This is a genomic window from Photobacterium sp. NCIMB 13483 (assembly GCF_003025475.1).
Classification (GTDB): domain Bacteria; phylum Pseudomonadota; class Gammaproteobacteria; order Enterobacterales; family Vibrionaceae; genus Photobacterium; species Photobacterium piscicola.
This window is the reverse complement of record NZ_PYLV01000021.1, coordinates 34,066-50,876: the sequence shown is the minus strand read 5'-3', so window position 1 is coordinate 50,876 and position 16,811 is coordinate 34,066. Positions and strand designations below refer to the sequence as shown.

General features: G+C 39.5%; 15 protein-coding genes. 9 read left to right on the top strand and 6 right to left on the bottom strand.

What is annotated here, in order from left to right; all coding sequences use genetic code 11:
• Positions 1 to 146 precede the first annotated feature (146 nt).
• The 4 genes from C9I86_RS15205 to C9I86_RS15180 all read left to right on the top strand — a co-directional run bounded on the left by C9I86_RS15205 (position 147) and on the right by C9I86_RS15180 (position 4,436).
• Complete coding sequence (locus C9I86_RS15205; protein WP_080158991.1) at positions 147 to 1,193, top strand: DUF3549 family protein; 1,047 nt, start codon at positions 147 to 149, stop codon at positions 1,191 to 1,193.
• A gap of 33 nt (positions 1,194 to 1,226) precedes the next feature.
• Positions 1,227 to 1,541: a DUF3301 domain-containing protein gene (locus C9I86_RS15200; RefSeq protein ID WP_080158990.1), complete on the top strand. Its 315-nt coding sequence runs from the start codon at positions 1,227 to 1,229 to the stop codon at positions 1,539 to 1,541.
• Positions 1,542 to 3,907: 2,366 nt separating this feature from the next.
• The gene (locus tag C9I86_RS15185; protein WP_080158989.1) at positions 3,908 to 4,138 is read left to right on the top strand and encodes a DUF2789 family protein; all 231 of its coding nucleotides are present in this window, start codon (positions 3,908 to 3,910) and stop codon (positions 4,136 to 4,138) included.
• 22 nt (positions 4,139 to 4,160) lie between these two features.
• Positions 4,161 to 4,436, top strand: a complete 276-nt coding sequence (locus C9I86_RS15180) for a hypothetical protein (RefSeq protein WP_369925939.1) — start codon at positions 4,161 to 4,163, stop codon at positions 4,434 to 4,436.
• A gap of 39 nt (positions 4,437 to 4,475) precedes the next feature.
• Here the strand turns inward: C9I86_RS15180 and C9I86_RS15175 are convergent, their stop codons facing one another.
• Together C9I86_RS15175 and syd are read right to left on the bottom strand one after the other, a co-directional pair.
• Positions 4,476 to 5,252 (bottom strand): Zn-ribbon-containing protein, encoded by a 777-nt coding sequence (locus C9I86_RS15175; RefSeq protein WP_080158987.1) that lies wholly within the window; start codon positions 5,250 to 5,252, stop codon positions 4,476 to 4,478.
• Positions 5,253 to 5,255: 3 nt separating this feature from the next.
• Positions 5,256 to 5,810 (bottom strand): SecY-interacting protein, encoded by a 555-nt coding sequence (gene syd / locus C9I86_RS15170; protein WP_107276840.1) that lies wholly within the window; start codon positions 5,808 to 5,810, stop codon positions 5,256 to 5,258.
• Between the two features lie 86 nt (positions 5,811 to 5,896).
• On the opposite strand from syd, the gene queF reads away from it, so the two are divergent.
• From queF to xni, 5 genes are all read left to right on the top strand, one after another.
• A complete protein-coding gene (gene queF / locus C9I86_RS15165) occupies positions 5,897 to 6,748 on the top strand; it encodes an NADPH-dependent 7-cyano-7-deazaguanine reductase QueF (RefSeq protein ID WP_080158985.1) in 852 nt (283 codons plus the stop codon).
• A 121-nt stretch (positions 6,749 to 6,869) separates the two neighbouring features.
• Positions 6,870 to 9,149: a lipopolysaccharide assembly protein LapB gene (locus tag C9I86_RS15160; protein ID WP_107276839.1), complete on the top strand. Its 2,280-nt coding sequence runs from the start codon at positions 6,870 to 6,872 to the stop codon at positions 9,147 to 9,149.
• A gap of 132 nt (positions 9,150 to 9,281) precedes the next feature.
• Positions 9,282 to 10,838, top strand: coding sequence for a GGDEF domain-containing protein (locus C9I86_RS15155; RefSeq protein ID WP_080158983.1), 1,557 nt, complete (start codon positions 9,282 to 9,284; stop codon positions 10,836 to 10,838).
• A 219-nt stretch (positions 10,839 to 11,057) separates the two neighbouring features.
• Complete coding sequence (ppnN, locus tag C9I86_RS15150) at positions 11,058 to 12,431, top strand: nucleotide 5'-monophosphate nucleosidase PpnN (protein ID WP_080158982.1); 1,374 nt, start codon at positions 11,058 to 11,060, stop codon at positions 12,429 to 12,431.
• A 77-nt stretch (positions 12,432 to 12,508) separates the two neighbouring features.
• Complete coding sequence (gene xni / locus C9I86_RS15145; protein WP_107276838.1) at positions 12,509 to 13,288, top strand: flap endonuclease Xni; 780 nt, start codon at positions 12,509 to 12,511, stop codon at positions 13,286 to 13,288.
• An 81-nt stretch (positions 13,289 to 13,369) separates the two neighbouring features.
• Here xni and rlmM read toward each other — a convergent pair whose 3' ends face one another.
• Genes rlmM through C9I86_RS15125 form a run of 4 tightly spaced genes read right to left on the bottom strand, consistent with a single transcriptional unit; the run spans position 13,370 to position 16,472 of the window.
• Positions 13,370 to 14,455 (bottom strand): 23S rRNA (cytidine(2498)-2'-O)-methyltransferase RlmM, encoded by a 1,086-nt coding sequence (rlmM, locus tag C9I86_RS15140; protein WP_080158980.1) that lies wholly within the window; start codon positions 14,453 to 14,455, stop codon positions 13,370 to 13,372.
• Between the two features lie 10 nt (positions 14,456 to 14,465).
• Positions 14,466 to 14,870, bottom strand: a complete 405-nt coding sequence (locus C9I86_RS15135; RefSeq protein WP_080158979.1) for a DUF423 domain-containing protein — start codon at positions 14,868 to 14,870, stop codon at positions 14,466 to 14,468.
• 14 nt (positions 14,871 to 14,884) lie between these two features.
• Positions 14,885 to 15,571 carry an alpha/beta family hydrolase gene (locus tag C9I86_RS15130; protein ID WP_080158978.1) on the bottom strand — a complete coding sequence of 229 codons (687 nt, stop codon included), beginning with the start codon at positions 15,569 to 15,571 and terminating at the stop codon, positions 14,885 to 14,887.
• The gene (locus C9I86_RS15125; protein ID WP_080158977.1) at positions 15,552 to 16,472 is read right to left on the bottom strand and encodes a transcriptional regulator GcvA; all 921 of its coding nucleotides are present in this window, start codon (positions 16,470 to 16,472) and stop codon (positions 15,552 to 15,554) included. The genes C9I86_RS15130 and C9I86_RS15125 overlap by 20 nt, the downstream gene beginning before the upstream one ends.
• Positions 16,473 to 16,811 lie beyond the last annotated feature (339 nt).

The window sequence follows — 16,811 nt, the reverse complement described above, 5'->3', positions numbered from 1 at the left end:
TTTTATTGATAATAAAAACGGCGCAGGATAGCATTTTGGCCCAACAGCCCCAACTATATTATGGTGATTAGCGATCTATTCACAGGTATGCTGACTTAATACGATTACTTAAACTAACAAGCTAAATTGAAGGAGCTTTATTTATTATGTCCATGGAAACCTTTCATACTTTAACCCAATTGCTTGATAACGCAGGTTGTCGTTATAATATTTTTGATTTAGGTCGTCGAGTGAATGAAATTGATAACGACCAATTTAAAGCAGTTGAAGAGAATCGTCAGCCTTATCCATGGCCACTTCAGCAGCATGCCCATATTGCCATTTCATTTTGGCAACATCAGCAACCACCTTGGGTGTGGTTTTTACGCTTACCATTGGATGAACGTGGGCTACTAAAACAAGCGGCTGTTGGTGATTTTATTAAATATGTCATTGAAGCTATGGGCGCAAGTTTAAACAGTACCCCTACCGAAGATGAACAACAAAAGCTTGCCAACAACCCTTATACGTTTAAGCCCAATGATGACAAGATGGCGATATTTAATGCGCAATTACGAGTATTACTTAACCTACCGCCTAGCCAATACTATGCCGATGCACAAGCTTACTTATCAGGCCAACAAGATTGGTTACAATGGCAACATGTAGGTCTACAAGGCTTAGCTGATATCTGTGCTCGTATGTCACAACACAATAACGCAACCTCGTTACGTAAAGCGTTAAACCATCTTCCAATGACGCCACTGTATGCATTACTAGGTTGCCTTGAGCATTGCCCTATTCCTGCACCATTAGCACAACGTATAACGGAACGCTTAACGCTAGAATGCCAACAACAGCAACCCGATTTATTTTTGATATCAGCGTTAGTACGTGCCCTTGCAGGTAGTGCACCACAACAATTACAGCAAACCCTAACGACTATTTTGCATCAACCATCGTTATGTCACCGCGAGGTACTTATTGCTATCGCTGGTCGTTGTTGGAGTGGTTTTACTGATATAAATATCGCCTCATTATTTTTATTACGTTTAGCTGAAACCCAAGATCAAACATTGTTTAATCAACTATTTACTGATTTAGTCATGCAACCATTATTACGTGGAATCATGTTGCAGATACTTCATGGTCAAGCGGATCCAGCACTGATCAATGCTATTCAAAAATTACAACAGCATGCTAAAAATCACTAATCGCATTCACCGTTTATAAAGGCTTTTTACTCTATGAATAACCTGTTCGGTATTTTAATTATTGCTATTATCGGCGTCTTATTTTGGCAACAACGACGCCAAACTGAATTAGCGCAGTATTACATTGAGCAGCGTTGTAAAAATATGGGCTTGCAGATGATCAGCTTTGCGAGAGGTGAGCAAAAGCTCAAAGATCATCATGGAGAATGGGGCTGGCGAACAGTATTTGTGTTTGAGTTTTCAACTGATGGTATGGATATCTATCAAGGTTATATTGAAATGAAACGTTTACGTGCGAGTTATTTTTATGTGCCGCCGCACCGTATTCCTGAAGGCTGCGATTATTAACTTTTTCTCGCTCCAAAAAGAATGGGCGCGACAATAAATATTGTCACGCCCTTAGATATTACTTTTGTAGCAATCCAGCTACTGTCGTGCTCCCTGCTATCAATCCTTGATATACAAATCCCCAGGTAAATCTTAACTTCATCCTAGAAGTCATTCTTCGGTAATCCCTGACCCATCAGTATATCCGCTACTGACTCTCTCTCCGTGAAGGAGGTGTCCTTTACTCCACAAGAAGTCATCCTAACTTCATCATGAAATTTGTCCCAATTCCATCCTAGAATATTGTCATCCTGACAAATAGATATCCTATCTATAGCCCTCTATCCCAGAGAAGCCTATGCATCCTCGCTAGATGATAGTCCGCATCATCTATATGCTCATCCTGAGCGGCCAATTCCGTGGCTATTCCTAAATCCTTGTCAGCTCCAGCTGATGACAATATCTTACCTCACCAGAAAAATGACGCAATATTAAATATTCCATTAATTATTTAATACTAATCTTAACAAATAAACATATCAATTTAAGGTAATGATATCATTGGATTTTATAAATAATCAGTCATCATAAGTGAGACTTAATAACGAAGTTATCCCACAAGCTTGTAAGAGATCTCTTACAAAATAAGTAGAAAAACGCTCATTTATTATAATGCGAGGTGCGAGGTGCGAGGTGCGAGGTGCGAGGTGCGAGGTGCGAGGTGCGAGGTGCGAATAAAAGCAAGTCATCCTCAAAGAATCAAATTTAACACGTTGTCATTTGATACATTACTTTGGGAATAGCACAAAAAAGAACGGGCGCGACTTTCGTCGCGCCCTGAGGTCTTACTTGCAGCAATCCAGCTACTATGTTGCTCCCTGCATCCATCCTTTGATTGCTGTATTCCGTCAGCATTGTCCTTTATACTTCTTCCTGAAGTTGTTCCTTTGGCCATCCTAACCCGTCATCACATCCTGTTCTGACTCTCATCTCCTTCCTGGAGGTGTCCTTTACTTCATCCTGAAGTGATCCCTTATGCCTCAATCCTAGAGGTGTTCCTTACTTCGTCCTGAAGTTATCCTAGCCTTCCTGACAGATAAACATCCTGTTTACCTTAATACCGTATCCTACAGTGTTCCTTTCACATTCCATGTTTGATAAACCATCCTAGCTTACCAATATCTCATCCTGAGACTGCCTGTGTCCGTGGCGCTTTCCTGTTCCGTTCCGTCGTATCCTTTCGACACCATTAATACTATGTGAATTACCGACTAAATCCTATATAGAACAAAATATCTTTTTTACCACCTTCTAATCAATCAAATAAAAATGAAAAATAAAATCCATTATAACAACAACTTAAATTAAACCAGTGATTATGTATGCATTAATAGCATGCTTATCTCCCACATATTTGTAAGAGATCTCGCACACAGCCAATAGATAAAAACCATTCATTATTTATCATACTTTTTTACATGAAGTAATATATTGTTATTATACAAATAGATAGAGGTGCGAGGTGCGAGGTGCGAGGTGCGAGGTGCGAGGTGCGAGGTGCGAGGTGCGAGGTGCGAGGTGCGAGGTGCGAGGTGCGAATAAAAACAAGTCGGTCTTAAATAATCAAAACAAATCTATCACGATAACTGATTAGATTATTTTTCTTCCCAAAAAAAAGAGAGGGCACGACTTTCGTCGCGCCCTTAGGTCTTACTTGCAGCAATCCAGCTACTGTGTTGCTCCTTGCATCCATCCCTTGACTGCTGTGTTCCATCAGCATTGTCCTTTATACTTCTTCCTGAAGTTGTTCCTTTGGCCATCCTAACCCGTCAGCACATCCTGTTCTGACTCTCATCTCCTTCCTGGAGGTGTCCTTTACTTCATCCTGAAGTGATCCTTTATGCCTCAATCCTAGAGGTGTTCCTTACTTCGTCCTGAAGTTATCCTAGTCTTCCTGACAGATAAACGTCCTGCTTATCTTGATACCGCATCCTACGGTGTTCCCTTCACATTCCATGTTTGATAAACCATCCTAGTTTACCAATATCTCATCCTGAGACAGCCTGTATCCGTGGCGCTTTCCTGTTCCGTGGTGTCAGTTCCTTTCGACACCATTAAGATTACGCTTTTCTTTATTATTCACAATCAGTGCTTAAAAACTTTTTGATATTTATTTTCATCCAACACTAACTAAAAATAAAATAACAACTAAATATCAATAACATAATTATTAACACACAGTAATATATGCTAATAACACACTCAATATCTCACGGCTTTGTGAGAGATCTCTTACAACAGCGTTAGCTCTTTGACTAAGGTGACTATTTACACAGATATCCACTATACTCACACAGAGAGAATACCTTGCTAAATAAGGAATAGAGATGGAAGCATTCAACCATAATTTGGCTAATTTATTCAGTCAATTAGGCTTAGATAACTCAACCGAATTTATTGAGCATTTTTTATGCACACATTCATTAGCGCCCTCACAAAAATTAGCTGATGCCGCCTTTTTTACTCTCGCTCAACAACAATTTATTAATGAAGCTCAACAACAAGATGCCGATTGGAGTGAAGTGATTGACCAACTAGATACGTTACTTCGAAAATAAGCGCAATATTTATCAAGGAACCATGATGTCAACCATCACTCAAGAAATAGAACAGGTGATAGCAAGCTTAGTCGCTGAAAATAAACAACCATCGACAGCATTAATTAAAGCTCGTCTCACCACACCATTACCAATTCCAATCATCATAAAGGCGTTACAAGCTTGGCAAAAAAATGCCAAAGTGCCGCATATAGAAAAGCAACAGCAGGTATTAACAACCGAGCAACGCCTTGAACAACTTGAACAGCAAGTACTGACACTTTCAACACGTTTAGCGCGCTTAGAAGCTGATCGCTAATAATAAAAAAGCACCTAATTAAAGGTGCTTTTTTAATTATTACTGAAAATTCCACGACATATTAGACACAATTCGGCACCGGTCACATTTAAAGTGGAACAAGCCATGCAATGCTTCTGGAACTCGCCATTCACCACCACAACTTGGACATCGACGTGTTAATTCAGCCGCTTTGCTTTCACCGCCAACACGGTACTGATAATAATACGTTGGTACCTCGGTGGTCGCTTCAATATGACGACATAAATCACGCCCACGCACAAACAATTCACTGTCTACATCACCAATTTCAGCCAATGCCATTGCCACCGCCGTTGGGCTTTTAATGGCCATTTGAATTTCATCAAAAGCTTGCCATTCAGTCTGCCATTTAATGATCGCTTTATAATCATCATCCGTCGTTGCCCCTGTTTGATATAACGGAATCGGCAATAACGTATCGCCACTACGTAGCGGCGAACAACTATGAACATAAGTGGTATAAAGCACTTGCCATGATGGAGAAAAGCTTTCAGCGACTGAATCTGAATTAAGATCAACCCCTAGTATTTTTATTTTAGGCGCGAGCAAACACGCATTTGTTAATTGCTCATAACATTGATTGACTTGCGGGCTATTAAATCGAGAATGAAGACTTTCTTTCTCCGGGCACACAACGCGAACGCGAAAGATGCCATCATCAATAACAACAGGAAATTCACGTCCAAGTACTTGACCGTTATAGCGTAATGCATCCATTAAGCCATTAATAGCGACATCTACTTGCGATAACGTTGTGTTATCAAAACATTCAAATTGTAACTCAACAACAAACACGTGTTACACCTCGACGACTAATGGCTGCAATTGCTGTAAGAACATCACTACATCATTTGCTAACACTTGACGAGTATCTTTACCCAATGTTTCTAACACCACTTGGCCGGTCATATTACAAATAGAAATGACTTGTGATTCATCATCTACAACCGCAATAAATACCGTGGGTTTCAGCTTCATTCGACGTTGAGTCACCAAATGTCCAAGAATATTTTGTTGTAAACGTTCAATATCATCGTCATTAAATGCTTGTAATAAATCTAACGATAAATCACCAAACATTGCGCCCATATCACCACTAAATTGCGATCCATAAAAAGCATTGATATCGCTATGGAGTAATAAATCCATGCCTTTTTCAACACCATCTAAACCAATAATAGGCTGACGTGGAATGGGTTTCCAAGTTACATTTTGGCCATCATCTGCAATAACACAGGGTGAGATAAGACCCACTAAATGTTCACTTTCGGGAAAACCGCGATCTGCATCACACCATGCTTGTAAATAACGAGCAGAAAAATCAGATAAAGCGCAGGTAACAGGATGATTCATTCGCAACCTCATAAAAGATTCAGTAAACTTTAGGTTTAAACCGTTTCGACGGACATCTATTCTAATCCAAGAGTGTCATAGACAGTATGAGTAAATATAAAGACGCTAAAGAATTAGCAGGTTTAACCCTTGGCAAAAAGACTGAGTATAAAGATCAATATGATCCATCATTACTGCAACCTGTGCCAAGAAGCTTAAACCGTACCGATATTAATATCAGCGATGATGCACTGCCATTTACTGGCTATGATATTTGGACATTATACGAATTATCTTGGCTCAATAATAAAGGCTTACCACAAGTTGCGATTGGTGAAGTACGTTTACCTGCATCAAGCCCTAATCTTATCGAATCAAAATCCTTCAAACTATACCTTAACAGTTTTAATCAAACTCGTTTTGATAGCTGGCAAGATATTGCAGATACTCTGCAAATTGATTTATCGCGTTGTGCTGGCGAAGATGTTGATGTCACCATTCAGCCCCTCACTGATTTTAATGAGCAACCTATTGTTAATTTCTTTGGTGAGTGTATTGACGATCAAGACATTGAAATTAACGACTATGCTTTTAAGCCAGAATATCTTGAAGGTGCCGCTAATAACAACGATGTTGTAGAAGAAATTGTTCATAGTCACCTACTAAAATCAAACTGCTTAATCACTAATCAACCTGATTGGGGTAGTGTACGTATTGCTTATAAAGGCAACCGTATCGACCGTGAAAAATTACTGCGTTACATTGTGTCATTCCGTAATCATAATGAATTCCACGAACAATGTGTTGAGCGTATTTTTAACGATATTATGCGTTTCTGTCAGCCTGAATTATTAACTGTTTATGCACGTTATACCCGTCGTGGTGGTTTAGATATTAATCCATACCGTACTAACATGGGCAAAACGCCAAGTGATAATTTCCGTCTCGCACGTCAGTAATTAGATCCTAACGACGAATTCAACATTAAGTCCGGCAAAAACCTTTACTTTGCTGGACTTGATATATTAACCCAGTAAAATCAATACCATCTTGTGTGTTATTCTGCTGCTTTGAGATTATATGAATTTTCGTGGCCTATTTCTTTCTGGGTTAGTATTACTAACATTGTCATTTGATCTTCAAGCAAAACTATACAGCTCACCAATCCTTACTGAAGCACACAATTTATTAGTTAATCAACCTGAGCGAACGCTCACTATCACCCAAAACTATCTTGAGACACGACGTCTTAGCCAACCTCAAGATCCATCACGGGTTCATCTTAACGGTGAAGCGGATCATTCAACACGCACCCCTCTTAACACCATTAATGCACTACAACTCCAGGCGCAGGCGTTATCTCTGCTACAACGACCAGAACAAGCCATTAGCGTTATTAAAAAAGCTGAAAAAAAAGCCCTTAACAATAAATTTATGTTCAGTGTCTTTGAAAGTCGTATTTTATTGGCTCAATTTTACTGGGTTAATTTAAGTAACAGTGCAACAGCACTAAAAATACTGAATACGCTCAGTGTTGAGATCAAGCACTCACCGCCAATAAAACTCACCAGCCAAGTGCACGAGTTAAAGTATCAATCACTGATATTGCGTGCTCGAATTGAATCCAGCTTAGGCAATGATGAAGCGGCAGAAAAACTATTTATCAAAGCAAAAGGATATCTAGCCGCATTTGACGATAAAGACGAAACCATTAATTATCAACTTACATTAGGTCAGCATTACTTACGCCATCATCACTATGATATGGCACTTGATCGCTTATTAAGTGGTTATTGGCTCGCCGTAGAACATGAAGATCAACCCCAAATCGCACGCGCCAATTACGAATTAGCACAACTGTTTGAAGAACGCCACGTGTTTGATAAAGCATTAGAACATGCCACACAAGCGGGTGAGTTTTTTGAACGCTATAAACAAACCCAACAATTGGCTAAAACACTCACCTTAATTGCTTCTATCTATGAGCAACAAGGGCGCTATAACCTTGCTTTAGTACATTATTTTAATGCCCTCGACCAAGAGAATCAGCTTAAACACGATGTCCGTTCTGCCAGTTTACGCTTGAACATTGCGCGGGTTTATTTGCATTTATATAACTACTCTAAAACAGAGCAATATATTGTTCAGGCGCGTAACCTTGCTCTTCAAGGTGGTAATGAAAATATTGTGGCCGAAAGCCAAATTCTACAAGGGCAATTAGAACTCGAAAAAGGCGCCCTCGACGATGCCATTACTTCATTGCAAGCTGGATTAATTTCAGCCAGTCGTATTGGTGCAACAAATTTGCAATTAATGGGTGAATCAATATTGTCAAAAGCGTTTGAAAAACAAAATGACTATTACAACGCTTTACTCAGTCAACGCCGTTACGAACAACTGTATGTAGGCAAACAAAAAAACGCGACCAAAAGTAATACTGAAGTCTTTAAGCAACAACAAAAAATGATGGAGCGTTCACTAAAACTTGAAGAAATGGAACGTGAGCAATTCATTAATAAAAACGCACTCTATAAACAACAGCAGATATCTTTAGCCCTTATGGGAGGGTTAGTGATTATGTTATTGCTACTGTGGCGTCGCCAACATATTAATAAACAATTAAAACAGCAACTCACCAAATTAACCACCGATTACTATACTCACCCTCGTAGTGGTTTACGTAATCTACGCATGCTTAACGCACGACTCGCTAACTCGCTTCAACAAAGTAGTGCTAACTTTGAACAATGGCACCTTGGTGAGATTATTAATGAGCCGTTAAGCGATCGACTACGGTTTGCCTTATTTGAAGTTTCATTTTTAAAACATATTTCGTTAGAGAAAGGCTATCAGCAAGGACTTGCAGCAGAAAAAGAATTTGGTAATTATTTACAACTGCAAGTATTAGAGCCTGCGCGTATTTATCATTTTTCTGACGCGATGTTCTTATATATCGAGCCCAATGCACGCTTGAGCTGTGATCCGAGACAACTTGCCGACTCAATCCAACAGTTAATTGATAATTATACGCAGCCATTAAATATCGAAAATTCGTTACAAATTGGCATGGCAGAATACCCATTTTTACCACGCTCATATACCGCGATTAATGACCAAGAATTAATTGATATTTTACTGATGGCTGTTGATGCCGGCATTAGCCTCAATCATAAACAACCAGGGAGTCACTGGGTTCACTTATCTGCCATTGATGCAGCGCCAGCGGCCAGTTTTGTGAGCGATAATATTCGTCGTTCTTGCGTTGAAGGAATAGAAAAAGGATTAGTAAAAGTCCGCAGTTCAACCAATAGTGACGTAATCTGGAACTACGATCACAATCCTAACAAAGATATCAATTAAATATATAAATGACTCATAACTTTGTAAAATATCACTAACTATTGTATTTTATTTTTGATAGCATATTTTTAAAATGATAGTAACATCATGAATTAAATAACTTTTAAGTGTATTAACACAGATGCATAACCAATGACAGATATCAGTGAAATTGTTGCTGAAGTTAACATTCTAAAACAACAATTAGACCACGCTCAACTTTCTTACCGTGATTCTAACCTAAAATCGCGGCGTGAAATTGTGATATTAAAACGTCTGATTACTCGTTTAACTATTGCTTGTCGAGGTCTTGATAATGAACTCGACCACACATTGCAATCCATAACCCATGATCTTGAACAGCCTTTAGAGATTAGTCGTCTTATCCCTCGATTAGCGATTGTTGAACGACTTGTTATTCAACAAGCCGATATGATCCAACATCAAAATAACCATTTACAACAACAGATTAATCAACGCGGTCATACCCTATTACAACACCCTAATTTACCCGCATCATTACAGCAAGATTTAGATCATCTGTTCAACCAACAACCATCAACATTATTAGATAATCATCAACGTATAGTTCGCTTACTTGAACTCTATGAACGCACTATCAAATTAATAACAGCGAATAATAAGTCTTCGTTATCTAAAGATAATCTGCACCATTTTAGTGTTGAGTTGGTAGCAGAATTACAACAACTTATCACCGAAATAGACTTTACTAATGAGCAAGGACAGCAGCTATTTGCTATTCGTAATCAATTGGTACAAGGCGTCGATCAATCTGCACTCTTGGCTTTATTAGTCCAAGTTTTACGTCTTATTGTTTCAGGTACCCATAACGAGCGTTACGCATCACAACGATTTCTAAACACCCTAAATAGTGATTTAGCCTCACTCCAAAAAAATACCGCCCAAACAGCTAGTTCTTTTTCTGTGCTACATCAACATCGACGTGATTTTAATAGCGGCATATCAACGATTGTCTCAAATATTAATCAAGAGCTTAAGATTAACAACTCACCAGCAATCAACTCTTCATCATGGGCAAATATTACCCATGAATTACAACAATTAGCACTACGTAATAGCCAACTAGAACAGCGAGAACAAGCGTTAATTGAACAGTTAAACCATAACGATAATAAAGTGCAGCAATTACAACAACAAACGTATAGTTATCACCAACGATTAAGCCAACAAGAACAAAATATTTTTCGAGATAAATTAACCTTAACTTACAATCGTAGTGCGTTTAATGATCGTATTGAACATGAATATCAACGTTGGTTGCGCTATCAAAATCCATTACTTTTAGTGCTGATTGATATCGATAACTTTACCCAGTTAAATAATGATTATGGCCATCATGCGGGTGATAAAGCGCTTAAAATTATCGCGCAAACTATTAGCCAACAATTAAATTCGACAGATTTTATTGCGCGCTTTAATGAAGATGCCTTCGTTTTACTAATGACCGATATTGATCAACAACAGTGTCAGCAATTAATGAATGATATTCGAACCGCTATTACTCAATTACCACTGCATTTTAAAAGTCAGAGTATTACGATGTCAGTGTCTATGTGCTCTTCGTTTTTCAACAATCATGACACGCCTAAAAATGTCATTCAGCGTATTGAAACCGCCCTTCGTCACAGCCAAGTTCAGCGCAGCAATAGCATTATTCATCAAGATTAACCCTCCCCAATTATCGTATCCATTTCATTACTGGGTACTTATATTATTACTATCATTTACTGGTCAAAGATAAAATCACTGTGTATGGTAATAATATAAAATAATTTATCTTACTGTTCTTTATTTGATTTTTGCACCAGTCCTGTAGTGAATACACCTTGCCTTCTGCCTTGTCTTAATAAATGAACATGCTGTTTCATCATTACCAGGGAGGTTATTATGATTACGCATATCAGCCCTATCGGCGCTATGAATCTATTATCACAAATAGAAGCCGACAGTCTAAAAGCAACAGCATCCAGTGATTTATATCGCTTATATCGTAACTGCTCACTCGCGGTTTTAAACTCGGGCAGTCATACTGATAATTCCAAAGAATTGCTTGAGAAACACCTCGATTTTGCGATTAATTTATTACGTCGTGAACGTGGGATTAAAATCGAACTTGTGAACCCACCAGAACATGCTTTTGTTGATGGTCGTATTATTCGTGGCATTCAAGAACACATGTTTTCAGTGTTACGCGATATCATTTATGTCGATATGCACATCGCACGTCGAAATGATATTGATCTTGCTAGCGCGCCCCATATTACCGATTTCGTATTTAGTCTGTTACGCAATGCTCGTACCCTACATGCTGGTGAAGATCCCAATATTATCGTGTGCTGGGGCGGCCACTCAATTAACCCAATTGAATACCAATACACTCGTGAAGTCGGCAATGAACTAGGCTTGCGTGAACTTAATGTTTGTACTGGTTGTGGACCGGGCGCAATGGAAGGACCAATGAAAGGTGCTGCTATTGGTCACGCTAAACAACGTTACTCTGGCAGCCGTTTTATTGGTTTAACTGAACCGTCAATTATTGCCGCAGAGCCACCAAACCCAATTGTCAACGAACTGGTTATTTTACCCGACATAGAAAAACGTTTAGAAGCCTTTGTTCGCGTGGGCCATGGCATCATTATTTTCCCAGGAGGAGCTGGTACTGCAGAAGAATTGCTCTATATTTTAGGGATTTTGATGCATCCCGATAATGCAGAACAACCGCTACCATTGATTCTTACAGGTCCCAAAGAAAGTGAAGCTTATTTCCGTACCCTAGATGATTTTATTCGTGACACGTTAGGCGAAGCTGCAACCCGACATTATCAAATTATTATTGGTGATCCTGCTGAAGTTGCACAAGTAATGAAAGCGTCAATGGCACGCGTAAAAGAACACCGTTTAGCCACTGGTGATGCTTATTGCTTTAACTGGTCACTGACGATCCCTGAAGATTTCCAAATGCCATTTGCACCAACACATAAAGCCATGGCTAGTTTAGATTTACACATGGATCAACCGAAAGAAAAACTGGCGGCTAATTTACGTCGAGCATTCTCAGGTATCGTGGCGGGAAATGTCAAAGAAGAAGGCATTCATGAAATCGAACGTTATGGTCGCTTTAAAATTGACGGCGATAAAGTCCTAATGCAACGCATGGATAAACTCCTCAAAAATTTTGTGGAACAACAACGCATGAAATTGCCCGGCAGTAAATATGAGCCGTGTTATGAAATCGTTAATAGCCACGAACAGTCAAAATAATATCGTTATTTGATTACAGTTTTGCGTACAATAAGGAGCCTTAGTGCTCCTTTTATTCATCTACATAGAATTTATTTATGGCTATTCACCTTGTTATTATTGATGCATTAAACCTTATTCGCCGTGTTCATGCCGCGCAACCGGGGCAACCCGATGTCGACAACACCGCAAGAGTATGTTGTCAGGCATTACAGAAAATAATTAATAGCACGGAACCGAGCCATATTGTGGCAGTGTTTGACCATAATAGTGATGACCGAGGTTGGCGAGCAGAATTACTGCCACACTACAAAGAAGGTCGTAAACCGATGCCACCAGAATTATTAGCGGGTATGGATAGCATTCAAGATGCATTTATGACAATGGGCATTGATTCACTATTATCTGATGGTGATGAAGCCGATGATTTAGTGGCAACCTTGGCATTAAAAGTCGCCTCTCGCAGTGAACAGGTCACTATTGTTTCAACTGACAAAGGCTATTGTCAGTTACTACAACCGACGTTACGTATTCGTGATTATTTTCAACAACGCTGGCTTGATAGCCCTTTTATTGAAAAAGAATATGGTGTTAAGCCACAGTTATTAACTGACTATTGGGGATTAGCAGGCATTAGTTCCAGTAAAATCCCGGGTGTTGCCGGTATTGGTCCTAAAGCGGCAGTGGAGTTATTAAGCCTCTACCCTAATCTTGACGCGATTCTCACTGCTATTGATCTTGCCCCTAAATGGCAAAAAAAAATCACCGGTAATGAAGAGACAGCTCGTGCATCCAAAGCAGTGGCAAGCCTAAAGACTGATTTAGAACTTGGCTTTAATTTACAAGATATTCGTTATCACGATGCCACTCAGAATTAATAATGTATAAATACTAGTGCAAAAAAAAACGCCACCCTCAAAAGGATGGCGTTAATAATCATTCGCTACACTACCTGCAAATTAATATGCAGAGCGATTATCTAAGCGTTGAATATGCACCGTAATTTCTTCACGGTCATGATACAAATGTTTCGCTTGCAGCTTAAACTTCACGCCGTTTTTAATCAGCAGTACTTTTAGATTTTCAATATCTTGTAGCACTTCGTCATAACGACCTTTCATTGGCAGCTTAAGGTTAAAAATAGCTTCTTTGGCCCATGCTTTGATTAACCATTCACCAATAAGGTGCGCTACACGAGCGGGTTTTTCAATCATGTCACATACAATCCACGTAATATTCTTACGTGCAGGCTCATATTTAAAACCATCAACTGCATGATATTTAACTTGACCGGTATCCATTAAGCTTTGCGCCATAGTACCGTTATCAATCGCATGAACAAACATCGAACGCTTCACTAATTGATACGTCCAACCACCAGGACAGGCACCTAAGTCAACACTCCACATACCCGGCGCTAAACGCTCATCCCACTCCTCACGAGGAATAAACACGTGAAATGCTTCTTCTAATTTCAACGTTGAACGGCTTGGCGCATCTGCAGGGAATTTCAGACGTGGAATACCCATAAAGAACTGTGAGTTATTTTGTGGGTAAGAATAACCAACAAAACAACAACCAGGGGCAATAAAGCACACGTGTAATACTGGCTTTTTGTGGTTATCTTTAACGTATAAAATATTACGCTTACGCATTGCTTGACGTAGTGGCACCGTAAATTTACGGCAGAACTTCAACAGTTCTTTCGCTTCATTAGTATCAGGGGTTTCAATACGTAAATCACCACAAATAGGGAAGTCTTCACTAATGGCATCTAAAATAGGTGAAATACGATCTTCTGTTGGTAAACCCGTTAGCATTGCTGATGTTGCAAACATTTGACGAGCAAAAATCAATTGCGAAAATGGCTGCAATTGAATGAATTTATTTGCATCACCTGCTTGGTAAAACTCAAATAACACATAGCCTGAATTGTTTTTCACCCGAGGGAAACCAAACAATTCCAGCGTATTTGCTTTGTCTTGAACCTCTCCGGCACATTCTTTTTCAAAGCCAGGACGACAGTACAATAAAACTTGATTCACGTTGGAACCCTCAAGCTGAACGCCAGGTGGCTATTGCAAGCATCACCCAGCCAATAATAAAACATATTCCGCCCATCGGGGTGATGGGACCAAACCATTTAATGCCAGTTAAAGCCAAGGCATATAAACTGCCGCTAAAGCAAATTATACCGATGACAAAAAACAGCGCCGCGTATGATAACGCTTTTGATGGCAAAAAGCGTGACAATATTCCACAACCTAATAATGCTAAGGTATGCCACGCTTGATATTGAACCCCAACTTTAAACACATCGAGTAAGTGCGGTGCTAAGCGGTGGCTTAATCCATGAGCAGCAAAGGCTCCTAAAGCCACCATTACTACACCACTGCAAGCAGCAAACATCAGCATTAATCGTGATTGTTGACGCTGTTTCGCGGTTAATTCAACCGTCATGAGTACACCTCTAACTATGCTACTTCACTATCAACACAATTTTTAATAAAGGCCGCTAAGGCTTCGATTGCAATAGTAATATTTTCAGCTTCAGTATGACCTGATGCTTTACGTGGTTTAAAGCCGTGATCACCATCAGCTAAAAATTGATAATGCACTTGAGCGGAAAAAGGCCACTGCTCGACTTCACTACGCACCCCAAAGGTATCGCGTTCACCTTGTAAAATAAGAGTAGGGATCGTGGTGGTTGCAAGATGATCACCGCGATAATTTTCAGGCTTTGCAGGCGGATGGAAAGGAAATCCAAGACAAGCAACACCGCGAACTTTTGCCGCACAGTTATTAACTAGAGGTGTTTGGGCTGCAATATCCGTCACCATCAAACTCGCCATTCGTCCTCCCATTGATTTACCACCAATGACTAACTTGCCATTATCAAACTGTTCGATATGGGTTTGAAAATCGAGTAATAATTTAGGTTGGCGATCTGGCGGACGCTTTTTACCATCCTCTGCACGTTTGATCATATAAGGAAAATTAAACCGCACTACTTGAATATTATGTGCCGCTAACCCCTGTGCAACCGTTGTCATGAAGGCATGATCCATTCCAGCACCTGCACCATGAGCAAATAAAAATGTCGCTATAGCATGTTCAGCATCAGGGCCATCAAGTAGATATTCACACTTCTTCAATGACATCAGGCATATCCTCTTGCTCTTTGCGGGCTTTATTTAAAATCCAATCGCGGAAAATTTGAATACGACCAGTGTCTGCTTGTTTTTCCTGACACACAAAATAAAATGCATTTTTACTCACCAGAATTTCATCAAACGGACACACTAATCGTCCTGCTTCTAATTCCGGTTGCGCCAATACATTATTTCCTAATGCAATACCTTGGCCGTGAGCTGCTGCTTGCAATACCATGGTCGAATGACTAAATATCGGCCCTTGGTTAACATTAACGTCTTTCACATCATAATGACGCACATAGTTCTTCCACTCTTTACGAGAAGTATCATGTAAAAGTGTGTGTAGTTTTAAATCATCGATAGTACGTAATGGTTTGCTACCAACTAATAACATCGGTGAGCATACTGGCATCATAAATTCTTGATACAGTTTATCCGCACGTAACCCCGACCAATTACCTCTACCGTAATAAATTGCTACATCAACATCATCAGTTAATGAACCTTCGTCAAGATCAACCGCTTTTATACGGACGTCTATTTCAGGGTGTTGCTCATTAAAATCGGTTAATCTTGGCACTAGCCATTGAATAGCAAAACTAGGAGGTAAACTAATGGTTAATGCACCTTTAGAGCCTCTTTCTAAGACCTTATCAGTCGCATCTGAAATGGATGAAAAGATATCTTTAATATCAAGAAAATAGCTTTGCCCTTCTTCAGTTAGCAGCAATGAACGATTGCGACGACGGAATAACTTTAACCCTAAAAATTCCTCTAAGGCTTTAATTTGATGGCTAACTGCGGCTTGAGTAACAAACAGTTCTTCAGCTGCACGTGTGAAACTTAAATGCCTTGCGGCAGCTTCAAATACCTTCAATGAATTAAGTGGCGGTAAACGTCTTGACATACTTTTCGAGGCTCTCTAATGCATTAGTTTTTTTCATCTCAAACATTATAAATTGTCCATTGTTTAAGTGCTATATAAACCCTATCATTCGTTCCGTAGTGTCAATGAACATTTTGTGTTTTGCCCTCTGGCTAACCGCTGAATTGACATTACGATGTTGTGTTTGCATATTGTCCGGATCCTGCCGGATCGGTAGTTATCTACCTCTTTACTTCCTGTATTTTGACTTATGCGTCAAAGTAATTGTTAGCACTGCGCCCCAACGCAGTGCTATTTTTTTATTGGTTTAAAATCACCGCAACACTTGCTCTTCCACGCATTTATTAGCATCATCGATAA